The organism is Mesorhizobium loti R88b, from assembly GCF_013170845.1.
GTDB classification, from domain to species: Bacteria; Pseudomonadota; Alphaproteobacteria; order Rhizobiales; family Rhizobiaceae; genus Mesorhizobium; species Mesorhizobium loti_B.
The window spans coordinates 3,883,656-3,910,410 of record NZ_CP033367.1 but is presented as its reverse complement, the minus strand read 5'-3'; the positions used below and the strand labels follow the sequence as shown (position 1 = coordinate 3,910,410).

Genomic DNA, 26,755 nt, shown 5'->3' with positions numbered 1-26,755 from the left:
CGGTCAAAAGCGGCCGCTCTCCGGCGGCCTTTAGCGGCGAGCACCATGAATAGGCCTGCTTGCGGAAATGATCGCGTCACTGCGTCGCGTTGGCGACTTTTCTTGCCGGCGCTCTTGGTAGCGCCGTATTGGTGCGCGCCGAGACCATCAGCACTATCGATCAGCACTAGGACTGCATATCTAAATGTTTTCGTGGACGGATTATCCCTCTCCCGATAAATTCGCCCGATAGTTACGAAGGCCGGCTCGGCTAGTCCCATGGTCAAGATGCCCAGATCCAAGCAGAATCAAGCAGGCAGGGTTCTGGTCATTGCCTGCGGCATGCTCGCGCGCGAAGTTCTGGCCGTGAAGGAGCAGCTCAAGCTCGACCATCTGGAACTGACCTGTCTTCCCGCGGAATTCCATTTCTATCCCGACCGCATCGCGCCCGCCATGGACAAGGCGATCGAGAAGGCCAGGGCCGAGGGTTACGAGCACATCTTCGTCGGCTATGCCGATTGCGGCACCGGTGGCCTGCTTGACCGCGTCCTGGAGAAGCATCACGTCGAGCGCATGGCCGGCCCGCATTGCTTCGCCTTCTATCAAGGCATGGAAGCCTATGCGAAAATCGCCGACGACGACATGATGTCCTTCTACATGACCGATTTCCTGTGCCGTCAGTTCGATGCCTTCTTCATGAAACCGCTCGGTCTCGACAAGCATCCGGAGCTGATCAAGGACTATTTCGGCAATTACGAGAAGCTGATCTATCTCGCCCAGACCAACGATCCCGAACTCGACAAGGTCGCGGAAAAGGCAGCGGTCTTGCTCGGCCTCGCCTATGAGCGGCGCCCGACCGGCTATGGCGACCTGACGACCGGAATGGCGCACGCCGCGAAGGTCGCCTAGCCCAAGTGCGCTAGGCCCTCTCCTCCGCCCGCAACGCCACCAGCACATCAGCAAAGCTCGTCCTGCAGACAAAGCCCAGCCGGTCTCTCGCTCGCGACGCGTCATAGACCCGGTCGATGGAGGAAAACATCGTCCAGCCCTTTCGCGCGTAAAGCGCCGGAAAGTCCGGAAAATAGCGCGCCACGACCGACGGCGCATCGGCGATCAGCGCAGCGCAGTCATCAGGCCGAAACGGCGTCGGCGCACAAATGATAAAAGTATCGAAGCCGAGCTGCGGCGCTTTCTCCAATGCAGCGACATGAGCATGCGCCGCATCCTCCACTGTCAGCCGGCGAAACAAGACCTCATTGGCCTTGGTATTGGCATCCGACTGCTCGATCGCATGCGCCATGTCGTCGGCTTCGGGGAAGAAGCGGGCCGTGCGTAGCACGACCACCGGCAGGCCGTGCTGAAGATGATAGAGACGGCAAAGATGTTCGGCTGAAAGCTTGGTGACGCCATAGATGTTGCGCGGCTCGGGCGTCATCTCTTCCGTCAGCCAGGCCGCCTTGCGCGCACCGCCACTGAACCCGTCGCGTATCGCTTGCGAGATCATCAGCGAGGTCGTCGAGGTGAAGACGAAGCGCTGCACGCCGTTCGCCACCGCCGCGTCGAGCAGGTTGAGCGTGCCCTGCACATTGGTGGCGACGAAATCGCTGTTGGTGCGGTTCTCTATATTGGGTTTGTGCAGAGCGCCGCTGTGAATGATGGCCTCGATTCGATTGTCCCTGACCGCCCGCATGACCAGGTCACGATCGGCGATCGAGCCGATCATCTGTGTTTCTACGGATGGAACAGGGTCAGACCGATCACTTCATGGCCAAGACCGCGCAGGCGCGGCGCCAGTGCGCTGCCCAGCCAACCCGACGACCCCGTGAGCAAGATTCGCATGTGCCACACCATGATTTTTGACGGTCACGCTGTTAAGCATGGATGACAGGCGTGATCGACCCGATTAAGTCAGGCAGCGGCCGGCAGGAGCGCCGCTCCAGACATCAACTGCCATTAGCCTCGGGAGTCCCGGATGATCCTTCGCCCACTGGTTGCCGCCATCGGCCTGTTCTGCTGCGCCCTGCCCGCCCTGGCCGACGGCCAGGCGCAGAAAATCATCACCCCCGCCGACAAGGCGCGGCTCGACAAATATGATGAAACGCGCAAAGGGGCGTTGGCCGAAGCGAAAGCAGGCGACCCCGCCGATGTCCAGCAGCTCGATGCCTTGCTGGCCAAGCCGCTGGTGGCGTTCTCCGACAAGGATTTGACCGGTAACTGGCAATGCCGCACCATCAAGGCCGGCGAGACCAGCCCGCTCGTCATCTATGGCTGGTTCAAGTGCAAGGTGACCGACGATGGCTCGGGCTGGCGGCTGGAAAAGATCAGCGGCTCGCAGCGCACCAAGGGCCGCTTCTTCGACGATGGCGACAAACGCGCGATCTATCTTGGCGTGGGCTACGTCAACAGCGATCCCGCAAAACCCTATGGCAGCGGCCCGCAGACCGACCAGGTTGGCTATGCCTTCCGCACCGGCCCCAATGAATGGCGCATCGAATTTCCCGCGCCCTACTATGAATCGAAGCTCGACATCATCGAATTCAAACGCTGAGCCGTACCGGCTGCCGATCACCAAGGATTAACCCGGACGCTCTAGCATAGCGGGCGCCGGGATCCGGCATCGGCTGCATCTTTCCGGCGCGCACCATGGAACCCCAGAAGTCGAACATTGTCGTCGTCACCGAAGGTGGCCCGCACATCTGGGCGGTCATCAACGCCATCGTCGACAGTCTGGGTCCCGTCAACGTCATCCTCGAAACGCCTGAATCAAAAAAGCAATTGCTGGTCAGGCGTGCCCGGCGCCAGGGTTGGGTCTCGGTCATCGGCCAGTTGGGCACGATGGTGCTGACGCGCCTGGGAAAGCGCTTCTTCGCCGGTCATGCCGATGAGATGATCGCTGAGCAGAAAATGCAGACCGAACCGAAACCCGGGCAGTCGATCATCCACGTCCCCTCCGCCAACGCGCCGGAATGCCTGGACGCCATAGCAAGGCTCCAGCCTGGCGTTGTGTTTCTTGCCGGCTGCCGCATGCTGAGCCGCGACACGCTGTCGAAAATCGCCTGTCCCGTCGTCAATTACCATGCTGGCATCACGCCCAAATACCGGGGCATGAACGGCGGCTACTGGGCGCTGGTATCAGGCGATACGCAAAATTTCGGCACCACCGTGCTGTTGGTCGATGCCGGCGTCGACACCGGCGGTGCGCTCAAGCAAGCGCGCGGCAAACCCGGACGCGGAGATAGCATTTCAAGCTATGCGCTGCGGCAGGCTTCGTTCTCGCGCGACATCTGCGTGGAGGCGGTGCGCGACGTGCTGGCTGGAAAAGTCGCCACCATCGATCCCGGCCTGCCGTCACGGCAATGGTATCACCCGACGATCTGGTTCTACCTCTGGACGGGTCTCCGAACCGGCATCTGGTAGCGTCTTGTCGGCCCGGAACAGGGCAAGGCGCGACGGCTTTTTCGGCGCGCCGGACCCGTCGCCGGCGCACGTCGCAAACGAATAAACACACCTTTCATTTTACGACATTGAAATGCGTCGCTTTTGAATGCGCGCGCGTCGTCCCATAACAAGCGGCCCCATTGCGCATGCGGCAATGCTCGCAGATCGAGGAGCGAGAATTCATGGCCGATCTTATCGTCGTCTACTGGCGCGACATCCCTGCCCAAATCATCGTCAAGAAGGGCCGGCAGAACGCCAAGCGCGAACTGCCTCTGCGCTTCACCGAGGCCATCGACATGTGCGCCATGCGCACCGGCGCCGGCGGCACCGACGACTATCTGGCCGAATGGCGCAAGGCTGATCCTATCCCTGTCGGCGACGATCTCGAAGCCGAAGTCGAAAAGGCTTTTCAAGACCTCGACACGAAATATGATCGCGAGCGGCTGGTCGCTCTGGTCAAGGCGGGCGGCAAAGAAAATGTCTGACACGAATCCGGCGGTTACCCAGGCCACTCAGGTCAAGAAGGCAGCGCCGAAATCCGACTACAAGCCGGCCGATGTGTCGCCGCAGCGGCGCGTACAGCGCTCTTTTGCGATCAGGCTGTGGTCGATCCGCCATTCGCGATTGCTCGAATGGTTCTATGCGCGGTTTGCCGACACCTTCCTGCTGCTCCATCCCTTGTGGAAAGGCCTTGGCTACGGGCGCGTCGAAGCGCCGATCAAGTTCGTCGAAAAACGCGTCAAGGGCTTCATGTTCGACTGCCGCATGTGCGGCCAGTGCATCCTGTCCTCGACCGGCATGTCGTGCCCGATGAACTGCCCCAAGCAGCTGCGCAACGGTCCGTGCGGCGGCGTGCGCGCCAACGGCAATTGCGAGGTCGAGCCCGATATGCCTTGCGTCTGGGTCAAGGCCTGGGAAGGCTCCAAGAACATGGTCAACTCAGACAAGATCCTGACCGTGCAGAAGCCGGTGGACCAATCGTTGCGCGAAACCTCCGCCTGGCTGCGTGTCACCGCGCAGGCGGCGGCAGCCCGCGAAGCCGCGGCCGCCCCCAAGACCGGAGCCGCGGCATGATCGGCCACCAGCGCGACGAGAACCCGGCCGGCATCCACCTGCCGCTCGACCCCCTGCCCGGCCACACCTCGCGCGGCCGGCTGGAGCGCGTGCTGCGGCGCGGCGAGTTCGCTGTCACCACCGAGCTCAACCCGCCCGACAGCGCGGATCCCGAAGACGTCTACAACAGGGCGAAGATCTTCGATGGCTGGGTCGACGCCATCAACGCGGTCGATGCCTCCGGCGCCAACTGCCACATGTCCTCGGTCGGCATCTGCGCGCTTTTGACCCGCATGGGCTATGCCCCGATAATGCAGATCGCCTGCCGCGACAAGAACCGCATCGCCATCCAGGGCGACGTGCTGGGCGGCGCGGCAATGGGCGTCGCCAACATGCTGTGCCTGACCGGCGACGGCGTACAGGCGGGCGATCAGCCCGGCGCCAAGCCGGTGTTCGACCTCGATTCCATGTCGCTGCTCGAGACCTGCCGCATCATGCGTGACAACGGCAAGTTCCTGTCCGGCCGCAAGCTCACCACGCCGCCGCAGCTGTTCCTGGGCGCGGCCGTCAATCCGTTCGCGCCGCCCTTCGACTTTCGCCCGATCCATCTCGGCAAGAAGATCGCCGCCGGCGCGCAGTTCGTGCAGACGCAGTATTGCTTCGACGTGCCGATGTTCAGGACCTTCATGCAGAAGGCGCGCGATCTCGGCCACACCGAGAAGGTGTTCGTGCTGTGCGGCGTTGGCCCGCTCGCCTCGGCCAAAACAGCCAAATGGATCCGCTCCAACGTGCCTGGCATTCACATCCCGGACGCCATCATCAAACGGCTGGAGGGCGCCCAGGACCAGAAGAAGGAAGGCAAGCAGCTCTGCACCGACATCATCAACGAGGTCAAGGAAATCCCGGGCGTTGCCGGCATCCATGTGATGGCCTACCGCCAGGAGGAATATGTCGCCGAGATTGTCGATGAATCGGGCGTGCTGAAGGGCCGCCAGCCGTGGAAACGCGAGATCCGTCGCGACGACCAGATGGTCGCCGACCGGCTCGACCACATATTGCATGACGACATTACCGAAACGCAGGTGGACATGGTAAAGACCGCGCACTGAAAACGCGGCCAATCACCTGACCCTGGAACGAAACCAGAGACGATATAAAGAGCACTTTATATCAAGGCGGAGAGACTTCATGACCCGGACCATCGTCGCCTCGGCGACACGCGAGATCATCATCGGCTTCGACCAGCCCTTCTGCGTCATTGGCGAGCGCATCAACCCGACCGGCCGTAAGAAGCTCGCCGCCGAGATGATCGCCGGCAATTTCGAAACCGTGATCAGGGACGCGCTGGAACAGGCCGCCTGTGGCGCCACCATGCTCGACGTCAACGCCGGCGTCACCTCCGTCAATCCGAACGAGACCGAACCTGGCCTGCTCGTTCAGACGCTGGAGATCGTGCAGGGCCTGGTCGATTTGCCGCTGTCGATCGACTCGTCGGTCACTGCCGCGATCGAGGCCGCTCTGAAGGTCGCCAAGGGCCGCCCGCTGGTCAATTCGGTCACCGGCGAGGAAGAAAAGCTCGAAGCCATCCTGCCGCTGGTCAAGAAATACAACGTCCCGGTCGTCGCCATCTCCAATGACGAGACCGGCATTTCGATGGATCCGGACGTGCGCTTCGCCGTCGCCAAGAAGATCGTGCAGCGCTGCGCCGATTTCGGCATTCCCGCACATGACGTCGTCGTCGACCCGCTGGTCATGCCGATCGGCGCGCTGGGTGACGCCGGCCGCCAGGTGTTCGCGCTGCTGCGTCGGCTGCGCGAAGAGCTCAAGGTCAACACCACTTGCGGCCTCTCCAACATCTCGTTTGGCCTGCCGCACCGTCACGGCATCAACGCCGCCTTCATCCCGATGGTGATCGGCGCCGGCATGACGTCGGCGATCATGAACCCGGTGCGACCGCAGGAAATGGAAGCCGTGCGCGGCGCCAATGTGCTCAACGGCACCGATGAGAACTGCACCAACTGGATCCGCACCTACAAGGACTACAAGCCGGCAGAAGGTGGCCAGGCAGTGGCGGCGCCGACGCAGGTCAATGCACCGGGCGATGGCGCTGCCGGCGGTCGCCGTCGCGGCGGTCGCGAAGCCCGGATGGGTCGGGGATAAGCGCGCAATCGTGAGCCGAGCTGCAAACCACGTTGGACCGATCGCATCGTTGATGCGGTCGGACGCGTCTGCTTTGCGCTCAGGCCATGCCCAATATGGCGTCGAACACTGCCATTCCCGCCCACGATCCGAATATACCGGTCACGCCGCCTATGATGAAATCATCGTCATAGGCGGGCCAGACTCCGTGCAGCACCAGCACCGCGACGATCGCGCCGAGAATTCCGGTGGCCAGATATTGCGGATTGCGCAGCCATGGGCCCCTCAGCAGGCGCACCATGGTAAAAGCAGTGAATATGCTGGACAGCAGGAGCTCGGACATGATTGGCCTCTGGACCATCAGACACTCCGCCCAATACTGAAACGATCCGTTAAACGGTATCGACAATCCCTACCGAGACACGTGTAAGCATGAACTCGCCTGCCAACATCACCGATCCACTCGTGCTGTTCATGCCGTCGGGCAAGCGCGGGCGGTTTCCTGTCGGCACGCCGGTGCTCGATGCCGCGCGGCAGCTCGGCGTCTATGTCGAAAGCGTGTGCGGCGGCCGCGCCACGTGCGGGCGCTGCCAGATCGAGGTGCAGGAAGGCAATTTCGCCAAGCACAAGATCGTCTCTTCCAACGACCACATTTCGCCCAAGGGCCCGAAGGAAGAGCGCTACGAACGCGTGCGCGGCTTGCCCGAACGGCGCCGCCTGTCCTGCTCGGCGCAGATCCTCGGCGACCTCGTCATCGACGTGCCGCAGGACACGGTCATCAATGCGCAGACCATCCGTAAGGATGCCGACACCAGGGTCATCGCCCGCGATACGGCGATCCGCATGTGCTATGTCGAGATCGAAGAACCCGACATGCACAAGCCGCTCGGCGATCTCGACCGGCTCAAGATCGCGCTGATGAAGGACTGGGGCTTCAAGAACCTCGAATTCGATTTCTACTTGCTGCCGCAGGTGCAAGGCATCCTGCGCAAGGGCAACTGGACCGCCACCGCCGCCATCCACAAGGATGCCGACAGCGACATAGCGCGGGTCATCGCTTTGTGGCCGGGCCTCAAGAACGAGGCCTATGGTCTGGCCTGCGATATCGGCTCGACCACCATTGCCATGCATCTGGTGTCGCTGCTGTCGGGCCGCGTCGCTGCGTCCTCCGGCACATCGAACCCGCAGATCCGCTTTGGCGAGGATCTGATGAGCCGCGTCTCCTATGTGATGATGAACCCGGACGGCCGCGAAGGCATGACGGTCGCCGTGCGCGAGGCGATCTCCAGCCTTGTCGACAAGGTCTGCGCGGAAGGCAATGTCCAGCGCAACGACATCCTGGACAGCGTCTTCGTCGGCAATCCGATCATGCACCATCTCTTCCTCGGCATCGATCCTACAGAGCTTGGCGGTGCCCCCTTCGCGCTAGCGGTCTCGGGTGCCGTGCGCATCAAGGCCTCCGACATCGGCCTCAAGCTCAACCAGGGCGCGCGCCTCTATATGCTGCCTTGCATCGCTGGCCATGTCGGCGCCGACGCAGCGGCTGTCACACTGTCGGAAGGGCCGCATCGCCAGGACGAGATGATGCTGATCGTCGACGTCGGCACCAATGCCGAGATCGTGCTCGGCAATCGTGCGCGGGTGGTGGCGGCCTCCTCGCCCACCGGCCCGGCCTTCGAGGGCGCCGAAATCTCCGGCGGCCAGAGGGCGGCGCCCGGCGCCATCGAGCGCGTGCGCATCGATCCCGAGACGCTGGAGCCAAAGTACCGTGTCATCGGCTCGGAGCTGTGGTCCGACGAACCGGGTTTCCTGGACAGCGTGCAGGCGACCGGCGTCACCGGTATTTGCGGCTCCGGCATCATCGAAATCGTGGCCGAGATGTATCTCGCCGGCATCATCTCGGAGGATGGCGTCGTCGACGGATCACTCAGCATGCGATCGCCACGGGTTATCGCCAACGGCCGCACCTTCTCCTACGTGCTGAAGGAAGGCTCCGACGCCTCGAAGGAAGATGGGCCGAAGATCACCATCACCCAGACCGACGTGCGCGCCATCCAGCTCGCCAAGGCAGCGCTCTATGCCGGCACCAAGCTGTTGATGGAAAAGCAGAACACCGAGCATGTCGACCGCATCCATTTCGCCGGCGCCTTCGGCTCTTTCATCGATCCGAAATACGCCATGGTGCTGGGCCTGATCCCCGATTGCGACCTCGACAAGGTCTCGGCCGTCGGCAACGCCGCGGGTGCGGGTGCGCGCATGGCGCTCTTGAACCGCGGCTATCGCCGCGAAATCGAGGAGACCGTCAGCCAGATCGAAAAGATCGAGACCGCGCTCGAGCCAAAATTCCAGGAACACTTCGTCTACGCCATGGCGCTGCCCAACAAGGTCGATCCGTTCCCGAAACTGTCGGCGGCGGTGAAACTGCCGCCGCGCAAGACGGTCAGCGAAGACGGCATCGCCGGCGACGCCGCCCCACGTCGACGCTCTCGCGAAGGCCACGCAGCAAGGCGCAGCCGCGAGTAAAAGCGGCCTTCAAGGGCGGCCGACACATCAAACTCATTTGCATGCAAATGTTTCCGGATCGCTCGATCCGGAAACCGAAACGCTGTTTTCGCGAAATCCATCAGATACATCACGGGAGCATTTAACCGGCATCGAATGGCGGTCAGAAATTGGCCGCCACAACGCTCCAAGGGAGACAACGATGTCGATGCTCGAAAGCCTGGGCCGCTACGGCGCGGCCATCAAGAATGCCCATGACCGCAGCAAGGCGCTGCGCCTGCTGAACAGCCTGCCGCCCGAGATCCAGAAGGATATTGGCTGGCCGGTGTCGCCGCGATCCAGCAAGAAGGCCGTGCTTCACAACGCCATCTGGAGTGCGGCACGCTGATGACCTTCGCCGACAAATGCAAATTGCTCGGCATCCGCCAGGGATCTCGCCCATCCCCGGCCGCAACCAGCAACCAGCTGCGCGCGGCACTTTTGCCGCGCCGCTGACCGCGCTAGCGCGGATCACACCGCCGTGTGGCACACTGCGTAAATCTTGACATTTTCGGCCAAGGTACGATCTTCGCAAGAGAGGGGAATTCTCTTAGTCGGCTGCAGCCGAAGTTCGTGTATCCGCATGCCAAGTTTGAAAAGCCATTTCGTGTCCTTCGTGCTCAGGCACAGCCGCAAGCAAGCATTTTCCAGCCCGGAAAACCTGCAGCGCTGGATCGCGGCCGCGCGCAAGACCGAGGATCATCGCCCGCCGGCCTCTTTGCACCAGCGTTTCGACATCGAGACGCGCACCGTCGACGGCTTTCCAGTCTACGAGATCGCCCCCCGAGCCGGCGAGCGCAAGCGGATTCTCTACCTGCACGGCGGCGCCTATGTCTTTGAGATCACGCCCTATCACTGGCACCTGATCGCCGACATGGCCGACCGGCTGGGCTACGGCATTACCGTGCCGATCTATCCCATCGCCCCCGAACACGATTTCCACGCCATGTTCGGCATGGTCGGCGATGTCTATCGCGAAATGCTCGAGGAGACAGAGGCGGAAGATATCATCTTCATGGGCGATTCCGCCGGCGGCAACATGGCCGTGGTGCTGACCATGATGGCCGCCGAAGAGGCCCTGCCGCTGCCGTCGCGCCATGTGCTGATTTCACCCGGCCTCGACATGTCGCTCTCCAACCCCAAGCTGTTCGAGGCGGAGCGCAATGATCCCTGGCTGGGCATCCCCGGCGGCCTGGAAGCGATCCGTATGTACAGCGCCGGCATCGACCGCAGCGATTGGCACATCAGCCCGCTCTATGGCGATCTTTCAGTTTTGCCGAAAACGCTGCTTCTGACCGGCTCGCACGACTTGCTCAGTCCTGACAATCTGATCTTCGCCGAAAAGGCGCGTGCCGCCGGCGTCGAAATCGATGTCATCTATGAGCAAGGCATGTTCCACGTCTGGCCGCTGATCGACATGCCGGAATCGCGCCGCGCCCGCCAGCACATCGTCGCGTTCCTCAGCGAGAGCCGCGAGCCGATCGGGCAAAACATGAGAACAAGGTACGAGGCGCCCTCCGCGGAGGCTGCGGAGTAGCGCTTCCGGTCCAGTATCTGACGATCAGAACTTGCCGGTTTCCCGGAACACTTCGAACGTGTCGCGGATGTGGTCGGCGACAGCCTTAACCGGCGCGCTGGCGTCGGGCGCCACCACCATGGCCAGATTGTAGGTACCGATATCGGGCATGCCGTCCTTCGGGCAGAGCTCGACCATGTCATTGCCGAGGAACGATCTCGGCAGCGGCGCGACCGCAAGATCGGCCATGATCGCGGCGCGCTGGCCGGCTGTATGCGCGCTCATGTAAGCAACGCGATAGTTGCGGCCCTCGCGGCCAAGCGCGTCAAGCGCCCCTGCCCGCCAGGCGCACCCCTCTTCCCACAATGACACCGGCAGCGGTTCGCGCAGATGCGCGCATCCACCCTTGGCGCCGGCCCACACGATGGGCTCGGTCAAAAGCACCTCGGCGCCGAGCGCGCTGGTCTTGTAGGAGTTGGTCAGAAGCGTGATGTCGAGCGCCCGGTCGTCCATGCGGCGGCGCAGATTGCTGCTCTGGTCGATGGTGACGTCGACGGCAATCGAGGGGTGCGACTGCGCGAAGCGCTTCAGCACATGCGGCAGCACGCGCTCGCCATAATCATCCGGCGAGCCTAGTCGAACGACACCGACAATGTCGGGAATGATGAACTTCGACACCACCTCGCGGTTGATCGACAGCAGCCGGCGTGCATAGCCAAGCAGCACCTCCCCATCCGTGGTCAGCGACACCGAGCGCGCGTCACGCGCGAACACCGAGCGGCCAAGAATGTCTTCCAGCTTCTTGATCTGCATGGAGACAGCCGAGGGCGTGCGGAACACCGCATTGGCGGCGGTGGTGAAGCTGCCGGTCTCTGCAATCGCCACGAAAGTGCGCAAAACGTCGAGATCGAGCAGCGGCAGCGGATGATTGAGCGGGGCGTTCATGGGATCGACCTTCAATTTTTCTGATACAAAACATCATTCCATTTCGTTTGATTGAACATCAGTTTGGGAGGATAGTCAATCTTGTCGAGACAGGATGCTGCCAGATGCAGCCACGAAACCAACACGACACAGACCTGTAATCGACATGAAATGAAGCTGAAACAGACCTGACGTAACCAACCGCTGCCCGGCATCCCTGCCCGGCGCACTAGGAGAAATGAAATGTCTATCCTGTCGTCCCTCGGTCGCATCGCGACTGAATTCAGCGCGGCACGCGCCCGCTACCAGACCGAACGCGCCATCCGCTCCCTGCCGATCGAACTGCAGAAGGATATTGGCTGGCCTGAAGCTTCCGACACCAAGACCGGCATGCGCAATGGCATCGGATCCTGGGCTGGAGCAAAGTAAACCGTGTGTAGCACATGCTGAAGGCCTGCCGCGCTGACCCAGCCCGGCAGGCCTTCTCGATTTTAACACGCAGGCCTTCACCATTTTATTTGTATTCAAATGAGTTTTAGAGCCATGTCGCCGGCGCATGGCGCATATGAGCAAGCCGCATAGCGGCGCGGACTTCGAATTAGTGCCTTGTAAATAATCACAAAATTTAAGCGCGATGCCCAACTCCGTCGCATTCGGTGTCGCATTTCATATCAAGCGCTTCGCTTTTGCGATTTAGTTTTCACTTACACAAGCCTATATCAGCGCCAGCAAACGAGCTGCCCCACTCCATCAAGCGAAGGCGACCCGTCTGAGCAACCGATAGGAGATGATGATGAAGCTTTTTGCCCGCCTCTTTGCCCGCCGCGAAATGAACCTGACCACCGCTCTCGAGCGTCAGCGCCTTGCCAACACCATGCCCGGCCAGACCGGCGCCATGGCTGCGGCGCGCCTCGGCTTCGTCGCCTGAGCTTTTTTCCAGGCAGCGCCTCCCTGCCGCTGCTTTAAAACTGCAACGCCGCCGCCTGGCTCCAGCCAAGCGGCGTTTTTGTTTGTTTTGCGCACTTTGCCCGCGCCTTGAACAGTTACTGCCGCTTTCCCGGCATCGCTGCACGCCTATTGCCCATTTGCGACCCATGTCGCAAATTTAATCTCGTCCAGACGGCGTAGCCGATTGACAGGCAAGGTTTTTCCTGATGTCGCTATGCTATTCGCGACATCCTGTTCGCGTCATGGCCAGATGAGGTTCCCTTGAACGCCGTCAAGCATCCGATCAAGCGGTCGTTTGTGTTCTTCCTTGTTCCCGATTTCACCATGATCGCTTTTGCGACCGCGCTCGACCCGCTGCGCTCCGCCAACCGCATGCTCGGTTACGAGGCCTATCGGTGGCGTCTCGCCAGCATCGACGGCAAGCCGGTGCGCGCCTCCAATGGTGTCGAATGCGCGGTCAACACGTCGCTCGAAGAAGAACGCAAGAAGATGGCAGGCCCCGATCGGCCCAACATGGCCATCGTCTGCAGCGGCATCAATGTCGAACGCTATCAGAACAAGTCGGCCTTTGCCTGGCTGCGGGAGGAGTATAATCGCGGCGTCGCCGTCGGTGGCCTCTGCACCGGCGCGCATATCTTGGCCGCTGCCGGCCTCTTGTCCAACAAGCGCTGCGCCATCCACTGGGAAAACCTGCCCGGCTTTTCCGAGGCGTTTCCGAAGGCCAATGTCTTTGCCGATCTCTTCGAGATCGACCAGAACATCTACACCTGCGCCGGCGGCACCGCCGCCCTCGACATGATGCTGAAGCTGATCGGCGACGATTTCGACGACAACCTCGTCAACCGCGTCTGCGAGCAAGTACTGACCGACCGCGTGCGCAGCCCGACCGACCGCCAGCGCCTGCCGCTGCGGGCCCGCCTCGGCGTCCAGAACTCGAAAGTGCTGACCATCATCGAGCTGATGGAAGGCAATCTGTCCGAGCCGCTGTCGCTGATCGAGATCGCCGACCATGTCGACCTGTCGCGCCGCCAGATCGAGCGGCTGTTCCGCACCGAAATGGGCCGCTCACCGGCCCGCTACTATCTGGAAATCCGGCTCGATCGCGCCAGGCACCTGCTGATCCAGTCGTCGATGCCGGTGGTCGAGGTGGCGGTCGCCTGCGGCTTCGTTTCGGCCTCGCATTTCTCGAAATGCTACCGCGAGCTCTATGCCCGTTCGCCGCAGCAGGAGCGCGTCGACCGCAAGCAACTGCTGGCGGCCTGATCCCTGGATCAAGCCTCTGCCGGCTGCGCCTGCGCCGTGCGCATCGCCTCGACGCGGATATCCTCGGTCAGCCGCGCCTTCAGCGCGGAGAATTCCGGACTGGTCTTCAGCGTGTAGTGGCGCGGATGCGGCAGGTCGATGGCGACATCCGACTTGATGCGACCCGGCCGCGCCGTCATCACGATGACGCGCGAAGCCATGAAGATCGCCTCCTCGATGTCGTGGGTAACGAACAGCACCGTCTTCTTGCGCCGTTCCCAGATGCCGAGCAGCAGCTCCTGCATCAGCCCGCGTGTCTGGTTGTCGAGCGCGCCGAACGGCTCGTCCAGCAACAGGATCTCGGGATCGTTGGCGAGAGCGCGGGCAATTGCCGTACGCTGCTGCATTCCGCCGGACAGCTGCTTTGGCCAATGGTTCTCGAACCCCTTCAGCCCGACCAGATCGACATAGGAGGCGACGATTCCGTCCCGCTCCTTCTGCGCCATGCCGCGTTCGCGCAGGCCGAACCCGATGTTTTCGGCCACCGTCAGCCACGGGAACAGCGTGTAGGACTGGAAGACCATGCCGCGATCCGGTCCCGGCCGCGTCACCGCCTTGCCGTCGAGCAGCACGCGGCCTTCGCTCGGCGCCTCGAGGCCGGCGACGATCCTGAGCAGCGTCGACTTTCCGCAGCCTGACGGCCCCAGGATGGTGATGAAATCGTTGGCGGCGACCGCCAGGTCGACCGGCATCAGCGCCTTGACCGGCTGTCCGCCGCGCACGCCGGCAAAGGTACGGGACACGCCTTCGATGAGAAGCTTGCTCATGCCAGGCTCCACGGGAAGAGCCAGCGGTTGAATGCCTTGAAGGCGAAATCGGACAACAGCCCGATCAGCCCGATGACGATGATGCCGAAGATGATCTGTCCGGTCGCCAGCCGCGACTGGCTGTTGATGATCATGTAGCCGATGCCCGAGGACGAACCGATCAGCTCGGCGACGATGACATAGGTCCAGGCCCAGCCGAGCACGAGGCGCAGCGTCTCGGCGATCTCCGGCGCATTGGCCGGCATGATCACCCGGCGAACGATGCCATTGTTGGTGGAGCCCAGCGTGTAGGCCGCCTCGACCAGATCGCGTCGCGTGGAGCCGACCTTGACGGCGACGATCAGGATGATCTGGAACACCGAGCCGACGAAGATGACCAGCAGCTTTTCCAGCTCGCCGATGCCGGCCCACAGGATAAGCAGCGGAATGAAGGCCGAGGCCGGCAGATAGCGGGCGAAGGAGACGAAGGGCTCCAGGAACGCCTCCACCGGCTTCCAGGCGCCCATCGCGATGCCGATCGGCACGGCGACGACGGAGGCCAGCACAAAGCCGCCGAAGACGCGCCAGATGGTTATGAGTATGTCGAGCCAGAAACGGTCCTCGACCAGCAGCCGCCAGCCGTCCTTGAGCATCGACAGCGGATCGGCGAGGAAGATGCGGTTAACGTGGCCGCCAAGCGTGATCCACGCCCAAAAGGCGATGAACAGCACGAAGAAGGAAATGCCGAGCACGGTTCGCAGACCCGGCGAGACTGGATGCAAGGGGCGCATCTTTATCCTTTGTCAGCGGGAAGCGGCGGCGCCAGGCGCCGCCGCTTGATGGGCAAAGGTGAGACTGTCAGTTCGCCACCGCGCTGGTGTCGGCCAGCGTGGTGACATCTGGTGCTTCCTTGATCAGCCCCATCTGCAGCAGCAGATCGCCGGCGGTCTTGGAGAAATCCTGGAATTCCTTGGTGAAGAACTGCTTGTTATCGGCCTTATCAGCCCATTTCAGATACTTGGCAGAATCCTCGAATTCCTTGGCCGACTGTTTCACGTCGGCGCCCATGATCTCGTAGGATTTCTGCGGATCCTTCTTGATCAGGTCGAGCGCTTCGAAATAGCTGTCGGCCAGCGCCTTGGCGGCGTCGGGATTGGCCTTGAGGAATTCGGGCGTGCAGCCGACCGTGTCGAGCACCATCGGGTAGTCGAGTGTGGTGGCCAGGATGTGCCCCTGATCGGACTTGTCGCGCACCGCCGAGATGAATGGCTCATAGGTGACCGCTGCATCGTTCTGCCCGGCAAGGAAGGCCTGCGCCGCCGCGTCCGGCTCAAGGTTGACGACGGTCACATCCTTCGTCGACATGCCGGCCTTGTTCAGCACCCAGGCCAGCATGAAATAGGGCGACGTGCCCGGCGCCGAGGAGGCGACGTTCTTGCCCTTGAGATCGGCGACGGTCTTGATGTCGTTGCGGGCGACAATACCGTCGGCGCCATAGGATTTGTCGAGCTGGAAGATCTGCTTGGTGGTCACCCCGCTGGCGTTCCACACCAGCCAGGTTTCGACCGTGGTGGCGGCGCATTGCAGGTCGCCGCTGGCAATGGCGAGCGGACGGCTGGCCTGCGGCACCTTCTTCAACGTCACGTCGAGCCCATGCTTCTCGAAGAGGCCTGCCTGCTTGGCAAGCGTCAGCGGCGCGAAGCCGGTCCAGCCGCTGATGCCGATGGTGACCGATGTGGCGGCCATCACCGGCGCGGACAGACCGGCGGCAAGCGTCAAAGTTGCGGCAAAAACGGCGATCCTGTTCATATGAGTTCCCCTTTTGTTTTATCTCGGGAGAATTGTCTCACAGACGCCAATCGGCTTGTCAATCAACAGGAACGTGTTCCATTCCAAGAACCGTGCGAGACTTTCGCTACCGGTGCGGCGAGCCAAGCAGAAGGATCGGACAGCGATCGGCGACCGGGTAGGTACCGCTTGGCACGAGACGGACATCGGCAAAGTAACGTGCAGCCTCCGCCACGTGGATCGCCTCGTTCAGCCAGCAGCATATCGTATCGGACCCCTGATACAGGTCGATGAAAGCGAAGGCATCCTGCTCCCATGCGCCTGCCGCCATTAATTCCTTCCGGTCACCGAACATCTCGTTGATGGCGTCCAGAACGGCGGACATCTTCAACCCATAGTCGGGCGCCGCGGCAGGAAGCGACAGCGCGGCCCGCAGGACGATCTCGGCCAGCGCCTTGATCCTGCCGCCCAACGCATCGGCCCTTATTGCATCGAGCGGCTCGGTCACGGCCGGGCGCGCAAAAAGCCGGATGGCCGCCCGGCCACCCGGTCTCAGCACCCTGGCCATTTCCTCCAGGCACCGAAGCCGCTGAGCCTCGCTCGTCACGGCCGAAAGACAACCGTCGCCGACAATTGCGTCGATGCTGTTGTCCAGCAATGGAAGATCGAGCCAGTTTCCCAGAACCACCTTGCGGGTCGCGCTATCGCCGATCCACAACGCGCCGATCATATGCGGGTTGGCGTCTATCGCCACCAAGGACTTGCCGAGCCTTGCCAATTCCGGCGTGACGCCAAGCAGAGCCATCTCGGCGCGGTCTGTATCGATCAGGCGTTTCATAACGTCGACGACATCGGCGGGAGGCCGCAGCGGCGCCTTTATGAGATCCCATGTACGGAACAGATTGGCCCACAGGTCGGACATGCCCCTCGCCCCCTTGTCGTGCTAAGCACTTTGCCCCGGCGGATTCCAGTATATTATCACCGTCTGAAGTGAAAGATGGCCGGGGGGCCGAATGGCGCACATCGTGGTGATCACGCACGAGTACGATCGACTGATCGAGCGAAAGTTTTTTCGGCGATCCGACAGCGGCTATATGATCCACGCAATTCTCGAAGACCTGCGCATGCGCGGCCACTCGTGGACGGTCGCGCAGGGACCATCGAACAGGATGAAGGGAGATGTCGCGGTCCTTCACATCGACGCCACGTACGTCGACCCAGCCTATGTCGACTATGGACGCAGCTTTCCGCTATGCCTCAATCTTGCTGTGTCCGATATCTCCAAGGGACGGATCAGTCAGGCAAGGGTCGTGCCTGGTGATGGCTGGACGGGACCGGTCATCGTCAAACCTGTGCTGAACAGCGGAGGCGTGCCGGAAGAGCGTCTTAATCGCCGGGCCCGGCGCGCAGGCAAGCCGGCGCCCTTTCCCGCCGCAAGAGCCATGAGGGACTACCAGCTGTTCGATCGGGCGTCGGATGTGCCCGCGGATTTCTTCGCGGATCCGGACTTCCTTGTCGAACGGTTCCTGCCCGAAGTCGTGGAAGATGGCTTCGCCCTGCGCTTCTGGGTCTTTTGTGGCGGCTATGATTTCTGCGGCCGTTTTGTTTCACGCGGTTCCATGGTCAAAGGCCCCGGCGTTTTCCGCAGCGAGCCTTGTGCTGTCCCTGATGACCTGCGCCGTCGCCGCGAGGAGTTGGGGTTTGACTATGGCAAGTTCGATTTTGCGGTTCACGACGGCAAATCCTACCTGATGGACGCCAACAAGACGCCGGGAAGGGTCCCCAGGTCGGCGGGCGAAGTCGCGTCGCCCACAGGCATGGCCAGCGGGTTCGAAACAATGATCCGAACCGCGCTTAGGTGAATAGCTCCGGCCTGCCAGGGACTAGTATCCGTCGCAGACGCACTCGGCCGATGAGATGCGGTCGTTCCAGTCGCCTCCGAGCTCACGGGCCCTGCGCCTGATTTCGATCGAACGGCCGCCCATTCGCGTATCCTCATAGGCAGCGAGGCTGCAGCCGCGGCGAACGAAGACCGACGACACGCGGTCATTCCAGAACTGGCCGCCGCGAAAACTGACCGAATCGTCGGCCTGCATCTCGATCGAGCGCCCGCGAAAATTCGCGTGCTCGAACATGACGCAGGCAGGCTGATCGTTGTATTGGGCGCTGGCGCCGTCGGCAAAAAGCACGGACGCGATAGCCGTCAGGATGGCAAGGCGTTTCATCTGATGTTTCCTCGGTTGGACCGCGGCCCCCAGCGGCTGGATAGCGCGATCCAGCCAGTTTGCCAATGCTGCGGCCGCAAGAAGAGCCTAGCGGCTGTCGGGTATCCCACCGCGGTTGCGCCACATCTTCTCGCCGATCTGACAATCGCTGGAGGGCTTGTCCTGAGCCAGCACCACTGGCGGATGATCCGCCTCCTCCGCCGCCCATTGCGGCGACGCGGGACCGGCGAGTTCCAGCACCAGCTTGCGGCGTATGGCTTCGGGAAATTGCGTCCAGTCGTTGACCGGGATCATGAAGGCTCCCGGGCCGCCGATCACACAGTCGCTGTAGTAGCGGTCGAGATTGTTGACGTCGTAGGCGCCGGACAATCCGCCTCGGGTCATCAGCGGCAGGCCGTTGATGATGATGCCTTGCCTGACCACGCCGTCGCGGGTGAGATTGACCGGCGCGCCCTGGTTGTTGGGTCCGTCGCCAGAAATGTCGATCACCCGCTTGGTCCCCTGGTAGCCACTTTCGGCGAACAGGTCCGCACCGAACTCCATCGCCCCGGAGATCGACGTACGCCGCGCGCTGTCGGGAGGATGGGCATCGAGCTGCGCCACCACTTTTTCCGCATCGGCCCGGCTGGCAATCACCGTCCACGGCACGATGACCTTCTGCCAGGTGGTGCCGGCCCATTCGACATAAGTGACGGCGATCTTACCATAGGCGCCATCGGCGATCGCCTGAAGCACATTGTCATGCGTCAGCGCCGCGGCGTAGCCATGGCGCTGGATCTCGAGTTCGTCCGCCGACATCGACAGCGAAACGTCGACCGCCAGCACCAGCTCGACATCGACCGGCTCGTCGGCGCGGGATCCCGGCGCCAGCCAGAGCATCAGCGCCAGCGCGGCGCAGCCGGAAAGGAAATGTCTTGCGCGGGCGAAAGCAGACATGCCGCAAGGGTAAGCGAGAATCTCTTCGTGGCAAAGAAAAAAGCCCGAGGAGTCGGTTTCGCATCCGTCACGACTGAGCTTAACAGCGGCTAGGCCGCACGGATATCATTTGTTGATCGGCCATCCGCCCTTGCCGCGCCACTCCACGTCATCGTTGGCCTCGACTGCCGGGCGCGGCGGATTGGATTTCTTCTTGCCTGTGCCGCGAAACGCTCGCCAATTTGGCTTGAACGCTGGCGGAAGCCATAGCAGGACGCCTGAAATGGCAGCGGCAAGGATCACTACAAAACGCAAAATCGAGAGGACGACGCCACAGAAGCCGACAATCCGCGCTGCTGTGCCGCTTCCGAAGCGTCGTGCAAGCAGATGCTGCGCAATCATGCTGCCATCGAGGGGATAGGCGGGGAGAATGTTGAATACAAAGAGCGCCGCGTTCAGCAAAGCGCCGATCCAAAGCATCCATTCCAGAAGGTTGACCGGCCTTGGAGGTGGCGAATTGAAGAGACTATGCACCTCAACGGGCAGCTGCGCCACGAGGAGATAGTAGGAAGCAGCGAGCCCCGCCGCCAAAACGATGTTCGCCAATGGACCCGCAAATGCGATCCATGCCCAACCACGCGACGAGGCTACGCCCTGCTTGAAGTAAGCAAGCCCGCCAAAGAGATAGAGTTCTATTCTCTCGGTTCCGATGCCTTGTCGGCGCGCTGCCCATACATGCGCCAGTTCATGCAAAAACACCGACACGAAGAACAGCACGGCAAATACGAACGTATGGATCAGGGCGTCCATCGGCCGCGTCGACCACTCATGCAGAAAAGGCAAGATAATTGGAACAGCAAAGGTCCAACGGACACGAACGGGAACGTTTCCGCTGGTCGTGAACACGAACGCATCGTTCTTCTTGTCCCAGCTGAACCGTTGCAAGTGCCTCACTCCGCCCGTCTCGACGGTAAGCGAGAATCATCCTCTTAAAAAGACAAAAGCCCGGCTCGAAGCCAGGCTTTTGCGATCCGTCCGTTGCTCCGCCGGGCGATCAGCTGCGCGGCTTGAGATTCTCCGGGTCGTAGAGCGGCTTGTAGCCGACGCCGGCGACTTCAACCGGATAGGTCTCGCCGAAATACTCGACGTTGAGCTTGCGGCCTTCCTGCGCATAGGCGTGCGGCAGATAGGCAAGCGCGATGTTCTTGCCGATCGTCGGGCCATAGGCGACCGATGTGGTGAAGGAGCGGCGGCCGAGCTCGTCGACCAGCGTCTCTCCGGTGGTGGGATCCAGCACCGGCATGATGCCGACCGGATAACGCGCCACACCCTTGGAATCGGTGTTTTCCGTCATCACCAGCGTACACAACGTCGCCGGCTGGTGCTCACGCGCGCGGTACTCGACATGCTTGGCCTTGCCGCAGAAATCATTCTCCTTGACCTTCGGACGCGCGAGGTCGGCTTCGAGCAGATTGTACTCGGTCAGAAGGTCGGCGTTCTGCAGCCGCAGGCTCTTTTCCATGCGCCGCGTATTGGCATAGGTCTCCACACCGAACGGCATCACGCCGGTCGAGCGCAGCGCATCCCAGACGGCGAGGCCGTCCTCGTAGCGCATATGCAGTTCCCAGCCCTGCTCGCCGACATAGGAAATGCGGAAAGCGGTGACGTCCTTGCCGCCGATCCTGACCGGTTTGATTGCCGCGAACGGGAAGTTCTCCAGCGACAGGCCATCCGGATTCTCGACGACCTTCTGCAGCGTCGCGCGCGCGTTCGGACCCCAGATGCCGATGGTGACGTATTTTTCCGTCACATCGGTGATGGTGACGTCGAAGCCTTTGTCCTGCGCGGTGCGCTGCATGTAGCGGAAGTCGCGCGGACCGGCATCGGCGCCGTCGATCAGACGGCAGCGGTCAGCCATGCGGATGACGGTGAAGTCGGCGCGCACCATGCCCTCCTCGTCGAGGAAGTGGGTGTAGATGCCCTTGCCGATGTTGTTGTCGCCGCCGACCTTGGCCGCGCACAGCCACTCCAGCAGTGCGACATGGTCGGGTCCCTCGATGTCATACATCGAGAAGTGCGAGAGATTGACGATGCCGCAATCCTCGCTCATCGCCAGATGCTCGGCATTGGAGACGCGCCAGAAATGGCGGTTGTCCCATTCGTTCTCACGAACGGGAACCCGGTTGCCATACTTCTCCAGCAGGTGTTCGTTAGCAGCATAGCCATGGGCGCGTTCCCAGCCGCCCAGTTCCATGAAATAGCCGCCAAGTTCCTTTTCGCGTTCCCAGAACGGCGAGCGCCTGACGTTGCGGCCCTTGGAGAACGGTTCGCGGGGATGCACAGCCGGATTGTAGACCTTCATCGCCGTCTCGGTGCAGCGATCCCAGATGAACTGCTCCTTCGTCTGGTGCGGATAGAAGCGCGCATAGTCGATGGCGTGATGGTCGATCGCGGTGCGGCCATCCGTCATCCAGTCGGCGATCAACTTGCCCATGCCGGGGCCGTCCTTGACCCAGATGGCGACGGCATACCAGAGACCCCTCACCTTCTGGCTCTCGCCCATCGACGGGCCGCCATCGGCGGTCACCTGCAAGAGGCCGTTGAAGGAATGGCTTTCGTTGTAGCCGAGCTCGCCCAGGATCGGCGTCAGTTCCATGGCGCGTTCGAGCGGCGCCAGGATCTGCTCCATGTCGAGGTCGCGCTGCGAGGGCGACAGCCGCGCCTCATGCTTTTCGAGGAGATCGCGCGGATGGCAAAGGCGCGGGTTGTTTTCTTCGTAATAGCCCCATTCGATCTGGCCGCCCTCGGCGGTCTTGGGATCGCCGGTGTCGCGCATATAGGCCGAGTTGCCCTGGTCGCGCAGCAGCGGCCAGCCGATCTCCTTGCCGGTGCCGGCAAACTCATTGTACGGCCCGAAGAAGGTCAGCGGATGGTCGATCGGCATGACGGGCAGATCTTCGCCGACCATTTCCGCGATCAGCCGGCCCCAGATGCCGGCACAGACGATGACGTAATCGGCCTCGATCGTGCCGCGATCGGTCACGACACCAGTGATGCGGCCGTCCTTGACGACAAGCGACCTGGCCGACGTGTTGGCGAAGGATTTCAGCTTGCCCGACGCTTCCGCCTGGTCGACCAGCTTGCCGGCAACGGTCTGCGAGCGCGGGATGACCAGGCCTGCATCCGGATCCCAAAGGCCGCCCTGCACCATCCCCTCTTCGATGAGCGGGAATTTTTCCTTGATCTCGGCCGGTTCGATCAGGCGCGCGCGTGTTCCAAAAGCCTTTGCCGAGGCGATCTTGCGCTTGATCTCGTCCATGCGGCCGTCGTCGCCGACGCGGGCCACTTCAAGGCCACCGATGCGCGCGTAGTGACCCATCTTCTCGTAGAAATCGATGGAATAGAGCGTCGTCCAGCAGGACAGGAAATCATGGCTGGTCGTGTAGCAGAAGTCGGAGGCGTGCGCGGTCGAGCCGATGTCGGTCGGGATGCCCGACTTGTCGATGCCGACGATGTCATCCCATCCGCGTTCGATCAGATGATGGGCGATCGATGCGCCGACGATACCGCCGAGGCCAATGATGACGACCTTCGCCTTTTTCGGAAACTCTGCCATTGCCCGCGACTCCAAAGCGTTTTGCGGGCGGACTATAGGGCGGAGCGACAGGCCTGATGAAGCCTGTTTGCGACATTGGTAAAAAGCCGAGCGACCAGACGGCGGAATGCTTCATGTCCCTGGCCTTGGCTGATGCGGATTTAGCTGGAACACGAGCAGTCTCAGGCGAAGGCCCAGATATCCTCGGCCTGGAAGCCGACCTGGTAGCCCGCCGTCTTCAGCTTGACCACGACCTGGCCGATCTCCGGGGCCGGCAGCGCGCCGACCTCGACCTTGATCATGCCCGGACGGTAGCGTTTCAGATCGAGCTGTTCGAAGACGATCCAGTCGGCCCCCTCGCAATCGACGAGGAAGGCATCGATATGGGTGATGCCGTTGCGGTCGAGCAATGATTGCAGCGTCTCCGACGGCACCTCGATGTCTTTCAGGTGCGGCGCGAATTTGTTGAAGTTGGCATCAGCCTCACCCCAGGCATTCTTGCCCGACATCAGGTTGGTGTCGGTGACCGAGGAGCATCCGATGAATTCGATCGACAGCGTGCCGGCCTCGAGTGCTGCGGCATCGAAGGTGTGGACGGTGATCGTGCCCTTTGTCTTAGTGACCGCCACCGGCTCGATGATAAAGCGGTCCGTGTCGGGATAGTTGGCGCGCAGCCGCTTCTGATTGTACGGGATCGGCTCGACCAGCATGGCGCGGGCACCAGGAATCCTGTGCAGCCATGGCGTAACGTCGTCGAACAGCGCGCCATCGCAGGCGCCGACATTGACCATCTGGAACGGCTGCCCTGATCCGCCGAAGCGCGCTTTCAGCGCCGCCTTGGCCAGAAATTTCGTGCCGCGCAGCGAAGGCCCGCGATCGAGCAGGCCTGAGGGAAGACCGAGCGACAAGGCGATGCGTGCCAAGTTGGATAGCGAACTCATGGCTTGTCTCCGGGAATGATTTGAAAGGCGGCGCGATGCTGACCGCGCGCCACGGCTGTCCACAGTGCCATGAAGGGCGTCGCCAGCAGCAGGAAGAGCGGGATCAGGTGTGGGAAATAAATGCGCGTGTCGTGGATAGGGAAGACCGTGAACTTCGCCAGGGCGCCGAGCAGCAGTGCGGCGAACAATATGGCGGCACGGCGGTCGAGGCGGAAGCCGGCCCGGCCGGCTGCAAACCAGCCGGCCAGCGCCAGCACCGAGACGCCGACCCAGCTGTTCAGGCTGACGGCGCGCAGCAGCGAGGTGGCGAACGCCCTGAGATAGGCGGTGACCGAGAACGCCGGCTCGAACCCGTCCATATTGTAGTGCTGCTCGATGCTGGAGAACCACAGATGCGGCCACCAGCCGGGATGATGGGCCCAGTGGGAAATGGCGAAATAGGCGACGAAGGACGCGGCAAAGCCGGCCAGCATACCCCAGGCCTTCTGCCGGAAAGTGACCAGCAGCACGGCGAAAACCGCAAGGAAAACGATATTGTCCGGCCGCACCATGAAGGCAAGGAAGAGCAGGATCGCCGTCGCCACCTCGCGGCCCCTGATATAGGCGTAGAGCCCGCCGAGCAGCAGCGCTGACGTTAGCAGATCCGGCGTAGAGGCACGCGCCGCATCGCCGAAATCGGCCATGATCAGCACCGCGCCGACCACTGGCGCCAGCGCCAATGCCTTTTCCGTGCGCAGCCAGAGCAAAGTGATTGCGCCGAACAGCAGCACCGAAAATACCTGCACCAAGTGCATCGCCTCGACCGGCGACATCACCGCGCTCAGCGTCGACAGGATCTCGGCATAGAGGAACTTGATCCGGTACATGCCGAGCAGCGAATGGAAGTCGGCGGCATTTTCCGTCATGTGGCTGCGGAAGCCGCCGCCATCGTCGGTGAGGGTCTTGTAGTCGCCAGCCGACACGCCTGATTTGATAGTGCTGTAGGCATAGTCATGCAGCGCCTGCGCATCGGGATAGGTGCCTTCCTCCGATATTGCGAGATAGGGCAGCATGTCCCAGTTGGCATCAGGCATCACCCAGGCCGTGAATGCCGTCAGAAGAATGTAGAGTGCGAAGGCCGCCGCGCCGATCGGCACTGCCAGCCGCGCATAGGTTCCCTCGCCCCAAACCAGGCCGGACGCGATGAGCCGGTCGAGCGGGTTTTGCGGAGCGGGAGACTTGGTCAGCATTGCTCAGCGAACCTCTTTTAACGGACCTGGCTTTTGACGAAATCCTTCACGATCGACACGATGCCGCGCGACAGCAGGCTGTCGAAGGCATCGACGAAGCGGTCGACATGCTCGCGCTGGCAGATCAGCGGCGGCTCGAGCCGGATGACGTTGCGGTTGTATTCGGTGAAGGCGACGAGCACATCGTAATCGCGCAGCAACAGCGCGCCGACGAAACCGGACAGCGAACCCTTCAGCTTGTCGTCGAGCACGCTGACGATCGGGCGCAGCACCATCGGCAAGGTCTGCGAGAAGTCGTGAAACTCCAGGCCGACCATGAAGCCCTTGCCGCGCACATCCTTGATGATCTTGGGGTACTTGTCCTTCAGCGCTTGCAGGCGTTGCAGCAAATAGTCGCCCGTGACGGCAGCGTTGTCGATCAGCGCCTCGTCATAGAGCACGTTGATACCCTCGATCGCGGTGACGCAGGCCTCGCCCATGCCGCCGAAGGTTGCCATGGCATGGATCATCGCCGTCTTCGGCGTGCCATAGGCCTTCATGTAGACCTCGCGGCGCGCAATCATCGCGCCGACCGCCGCCTTGCCCGCGCCGAGCGACTTGGCCAGCGCCGTCACATCCGGAACGACGCCGTAATGTTCGAAGGCATAAAAGCGGCCCGAGCGGCCATAGCCGCACTGCACTTCGTCGGCCACCCACAGCACGCCAAACTGGTCGCACAGCGCCCGCAGCTTCTGCCAGTATTGCGCCGGGGCCTGGATGATGCCGCCACCACCCTGGATGGTTTCAAGCACAATGACGCCGACCTCCGGATCGCTGCGGAACAGGCGCTCGACCGCCTCGATGTCGCCGAACGGAATGCGGACCGTGTTTTCCGCCATCTTGAAGTCGGCGCGATAGAGCTGGCCGTCGGTGATGCCGAGCACGCCCTTGGTCTTGCCGTGGAAGGAATTCTCGGCATAGACGATTTTGGGCCGCTTCGGGCCGGCGGCGCGTTCGGCAAGCTTCACCGCCGCTTCCATCGCCTCCGAGCCGGACGAACCCAAAAACACCATGTCGAGATCGCCGGGAGAGCATTTGGCGATGTTGTGCGCAAGGGCCGCCGCATATTGCGACATGAAGGCGATGGCGATTTCCTGGCGCTTCTCTTCCTGGAACTTCTTGCGCGCTTCGAGGATGCGCGGATGGTTGTGACCGAAGGCCAGCGAACCGAAGCCGCCAAAGAAATCGAGGATCTTGCGGCCGTTCTGGTCGATGTAGAACATGCCCTCGGCGCGCTCGACCTTGATCTTGTGGAAGCCGAGCAGCTTCATGAAATGCAGCTGGCCCGGATTGAGGTGCGCCTTGAACAGATCGGTCATGCGGGCGACATCCATCGCCTTCGCCTGCTCGACGCTGATCAGATCGGGTTTGGCGATGGTGACGGGCGACAGCGCCGGCGCGCTGACCATGGTGCGCACATTCGTCTGTTCGGGCTTG

Annotated in this window: 27 protein-coding genes and 1 pseudogene; 14 read left to right on the top strand and 14 right to left on the bottom strand. The window is 62.1% G+C overall.

Annotated elements, in window-relative coordinates; translation table 11 throughout:
- Window positions 1-258 precede the first annotated feature (258 nt).
- Window positions 259-888, top strand: coding sequence for a DUF1638 domain-containing protein (locus tag EB235_RS19055; protein ID WP_027029471.1), 630 nt, complete (start codon window positions 259-261; stop codon window positions 886-888).
- Between the two features lie 10 nt (window positions 889-898).
- Here EB235_RS19055 and EB235_RS19050 read toward each other — a convergent pair.
- Window positions 899-1,818: pseudogene (locus EB235_RS19050) on the bottom strand (NAD-dependent epimerase/dehydratase family protein).
- 133 nt (window positions 1,819-1,951) lie between these two features.
- Here EB235_RS19050 and EB235_RS19045 point away from each other — a divergent pair.
- From EB235_RS19045 to EB235_RS19020, 6 genes are all read left to right on the top strand, one after another.
- Window positions 1,952-2,527 carry a DUF4893 domain-containing protein gene (locus tag EB235_RS19045; protein ID WP_027029472.1) on the top strand — a complete coding sequence of 192 codons (576 nt, stop codon included), beginning with the start codon at window positions 1,952-1,954 and terminating at the stop codon, window positions 2,525-2,527.
- Between the two features lie 95 nt (window positions 2,528-2,622).
- On the top strand, window positions 2,623-3,396 hold the full coding sequence (locus tag EB235_RS19040) for a formyl transferase (RefSeq protein WP_027029473.1): 774 nt from the start codon (window positions 2,623-2,625) through the stop codon (window positions 3,394-3,396).
- A 203-nt stretch (window positions 3,397-3,599) separates the two neighbouring features.
- The gene (locus tag EB235_RS19035) at window positions 3,600-3,902 is read left to right on the top strand and encodes a virulence factor (protein WP_027029474.1); all 303 of its coding nucleotides are present in this window, start codon (window positions 3,600-3,602) and stop codon (window positions 3,900-3,902) included.
- Window positions 3,895-4,491 (top strand): methylenetetrahydrofolate reductase C-terminal domain-containing protein, encoded by a 597-nt coding sequence (locus EB235_RS19030; RefSeq protein WP_027029475.1) that lies wholly within the window; start codon window positions 3,895-3,897, stop codon window positions 4,489-4,491. Before EB235_RS19035 ends, EB235_RS19030 begins: the two co-directional genes overlap by 8 nt.
- Window positions 4,488-5,579 carry a methylenetetrahydrofolate reductase gene (locus EB235_RS19025; protein WP_027029476.1) on the top strand — a complete coding sequence of 364 codons (1,092 nt, stop codon included), beginning with the start codon at window positions 4,488-4,490 and terminating at the stop codon, window positions 5,577-5,579. The genes EB235_RS19030 and EB235_RS19025 overlap by 4 nt, the downstream gene beginning before the upstream one ends.
- A gap of 79 nt (window positions 5,580-5,658) precedes the next feature.
- Window positions 5,659-6,630: a methyltetrahydrofolate cobalamin methyltransferase gene (locus EB235_RS19020; RefSeq protein ID WP_027029477.1), complete on the top strand. Its 972-nt coding sequence runs from the start codon at window positions 5,659-5,661 to the stop codon at window positions 6,628-6,630.
- Between the two features lie 79 nt (window positions 6,631-6,709).
- On the opposite strand, the gene EB235_RS19015 is transcribed toward EB235_RS19020, so the two are convergent.
- On the bottom strand, window positions 6,710-6,952 hold the full coding sequence (locus EB235_RS19015) for a hypothetical protein (protein ID WP_245268766.1): 243 nt from the start codon (window positions 6,950-6,952) through the stop codon (window positions 6,710-6,712).
- Between the two features lie 89 nt (window positions 6,953-7,041).
- On the opposite strand from EB235_RS19015, the gene EB235_RS19010 reads away from it, so the two are divergent.
- The 3 genes from EB235_RS19010 (at window position 7,042) to EB235_RS19000 (ending at window position 10,687) form a co-directional block, all read left to right on the top strand.
- Complete coding sequence (locus EB235_RS19010; protein WP_027029479.1) at window positions 7,042-9,132, top strand: ASKHA domain-containing protein; 2,091 nt, start codon at window positions 7,042-7,044, stop codon at window positions 9,130-9,132.
- Window positions 9,133-9,313: 181 nt separating this feature from the next.
- Window positions 9,314-9,499 (top strand): hypothetical protein, encoded by a 186-nt coding sequence (locus tag EB235_RS19005; protein ID WP_027029480.1) that lies wholly within the window; start codon window positions 9,314-9,316, stop codon window positions 9,497-9,499.
- A gap of 234 nt (window positions 9,500-9,733) precedes the next feature.
- Entirely contained in the window at window positions 9,734-10,687 is a 954-nt protein-coding gene (locus EB235_RS19000) for an alpha/beta hydrolase (protein ID WP_027029481.1), read from the top strand.
- A 24-nt stretch (window positions 10,688-10,711) separates the two neighbouring features.
- Here the strand turns inward: EB235_RS19000 and EB235_RS18995 are convergent, their stop codons facing one another.
- Window positions 10,712-11,611, bottom strand: coding sequence for a LysR substrate-binding domain-containing protein (locus EB235_RS18995; RefSeq protein ID WP_027029482.1), 900 nt, complete (start codon window positions 11,609-11,611; stop codon window positions 10,712-10,714).
- A gap of 222 nt (window positions 11,612-11,833) precedes the next feature.
- Between EB235_RS18995 and EB235_RS18990 the strand changes: the two genes are divergently transcribed.
- From EB235_RS18990 to EB235_RS18985, 3 genes are all read left to right on the top strand, one after another.
- Window positions 11,834-12,019, top strand: a complete 186-nt coding sequence (locus EB235_RS18990; RefSeq protein WP_027029483.1) for a hypothetical protein — start codon at window positions 11,834-11,836, stop codon at window positions 12,017-12,019.
- Between the two features lie 364 nt (window positions 12,020-12,383).
- Window positions 12,384-12,518, top strand: a complete 135-nt coding sequence (locus tag EB235_RS35115; protein WP_013894968.1) for a hypothetical protein — start codon at window positions 12,384-12,386, stop codon at window positions 12,516-12,518.
- 344 nt (window positions 12,519-12,862) lie between these two features.
- Window positions 12,863-13,801, top strand: a complete 939-nt coding sequence (locus EB235_RS18985) for a GlxA family transcriptional regulator (RefSeq protein ID WP_348626915.1) — start codon at window positions 12,863-12,865, stop codon at window positions 13,799-13,801.
- An 8-nt stretch (window positions 13,802-13,809) separates the two neighbouring features.
- Here the strand turns inward: EB235_RS18985 and EB235_RS18980 are convergent, their stop codons facing one another.
- The 4 genes from EB235_RS18980 to EB235_RS18965 all read right to left on the bottom strand — a co-directional run bounded on the left by EB235_RS18980 (window position 13,810) and on the right by EB235_RS18965 (window position 17,296).
- Window positions 13,810-14,607 (bottom strand): ABC transporter ATP-binding protein, encoded by a 798-nt coding sequence (locus EB235_RS18980; RefSeq protein ID WP_027029485.1) that lies wholly within the window; start codon window positions 14,605-14,607, stop codon window positions 13,810-13,812.
- On the bottom strand, window positions 14,604-15,377 hold the full coding sequence (locus tag EB235_RS18975; protein ID WP_027029486.1) for an ABC transporter permease: 774 nt from the start codon (window positions 15,375-15,377) through the stop codon (window positions 14,604-14,606). The genes EB235_RS18980 and EB235_RS18975 overlap by 4 nt, the downstream gene beginning before the upstream one ends.
- A 67-nt stretch (window positions 15,378-15,444) precedes the next feature.
- Window positions 15,445-16,395, bottom strand: a complete 951-nt coding sequence (locus tag EB235_RS18970; protein ID WP_027029487.1) for an ABC transporter substrate-binding protein — start codon at window positions 16,393-16,395, stop codon at window positions 15,445-15,447.
- A gap of 106 nt (window positions 16,396-16,501) precedes the next feature.
- Entirely contained in the window at window positions 16,502-17,296 is a 795-nt protein-coding gene (locus tag EB235_RS18965; RefSeq protein WP_027029488.1) for a class I SAM-dependent methyltransferase, read from the bottom strand.
- Between the two features lie 91 nt (window positions 17,297-17,387).
- Here EB235_RS18965 and EB235_RS18960 point away from each other — a divergent pair, with 91 nt between their 5' ends.
- On the top strand, window positions 17,388-18,236 hold the full coding sequence (locus EB235_RS18960) for a hypothetical protein (protein WP_027029489.1): 849 nt from the start codon (window positions 17,388-17,390) through the stop codon (window positions 18,234-18,236).
- 21 nt (window positions 18,237-18,257) lie between these two features.
- Here EB235_RS18960 and EB235_RS18955 read toward each other — a convergent pair whose 3' ends face one another.
- The 7 genes from EB235_RS18955 to EB235_RS18925 form a co-directional block, all read right to left on the bottom strand.
- On the bottom strand, window positions 18,258-18,599 hold the full coding sequence (locus EB235_RS18955) for a peptidase inhibitor family I36 protein (protein WP_027029490.1): 342 nt from the start codon (window positions 18,597-18,599) through the stop codon (window positions 18,258-18,260).
- A gap of 87 nt (window positions 18,600-18,686) precedes the next feature.
- Window positions 18,687-19,535, bottom strand: a complete 849-nt coding sequence (locus tag EB235_RS18950; protein ID WP_027029491.1) for a DUF1194 domain-containing protein — start codon at window positions 19,533-19,535, stop codon at window positions 18,687-18,689.
- Window positions 19,536-19,640: 105 nt separating this feature from the next.
- Window positions 19,641-20,459, bottom strand: coding sequence for a site-2 protease family protein (locus EB235_RS18945; RefSeq protein ID WP_155256292.1), 819 nt, complete (start codon window positions 20,457-20,459; stop codon window positions 19,641-19,643).
- Between the two features lie 109 nt (window positions 20,460-20,568).
- Window positions 20,569-23,130 carry a GcvT family protein gene (locus EB235_RS18940; RefSeq protein ID WP_027029493.1) on the bottom strand — a complete coding sequence of 854 codons (2,562 nt, stop codon included), beginning with the start codon at window positions 23,128-23,130 and terminating at the stop codon, window positions 20,569-20,571.
- Window positions 23,131-23,291: 161 nt separating this feature from the next.
- Complete coding sequence (locus EB235_RS18935) at window positions 23,292-24,050, bottom strand: FkbM family methyltransferase (RefSeq protein ID WP_027029494.1); 759 nt, start codon at window positions 24,048-24,050, stop codon at window positions 23,292-23,294.
- Complete coding sequence (locus tag EB235_RS18930) at window positions 24,047-25,279, bottom strand: glycosyltransferase 87 family protein (protein ID WP_027029495.1); 1,233 nt, start codon at window positions 25,277-25,279, stop codon at window positions 24,047-24,049. Before EB235_RS18930 ends, EB235_RS18935 begins: the two co-directional genes overlap by 4 nt.
- A gap of 17 nt (window positions 25,280-25,296) precedes the next feature.
- Complete coding sequence (locus tag EB235_RS18925) at window positions 25,297-26,727, bottom strand: aspartate aminotransferase family protein (protein ID WP_245268953.1); 1,431 nt, start codon at window positions 26,725-26,727, stop codon at window positions 25,297-25,299.
- Window positions 26,728-26,755 lie beyond the last annotated feature (28 nt).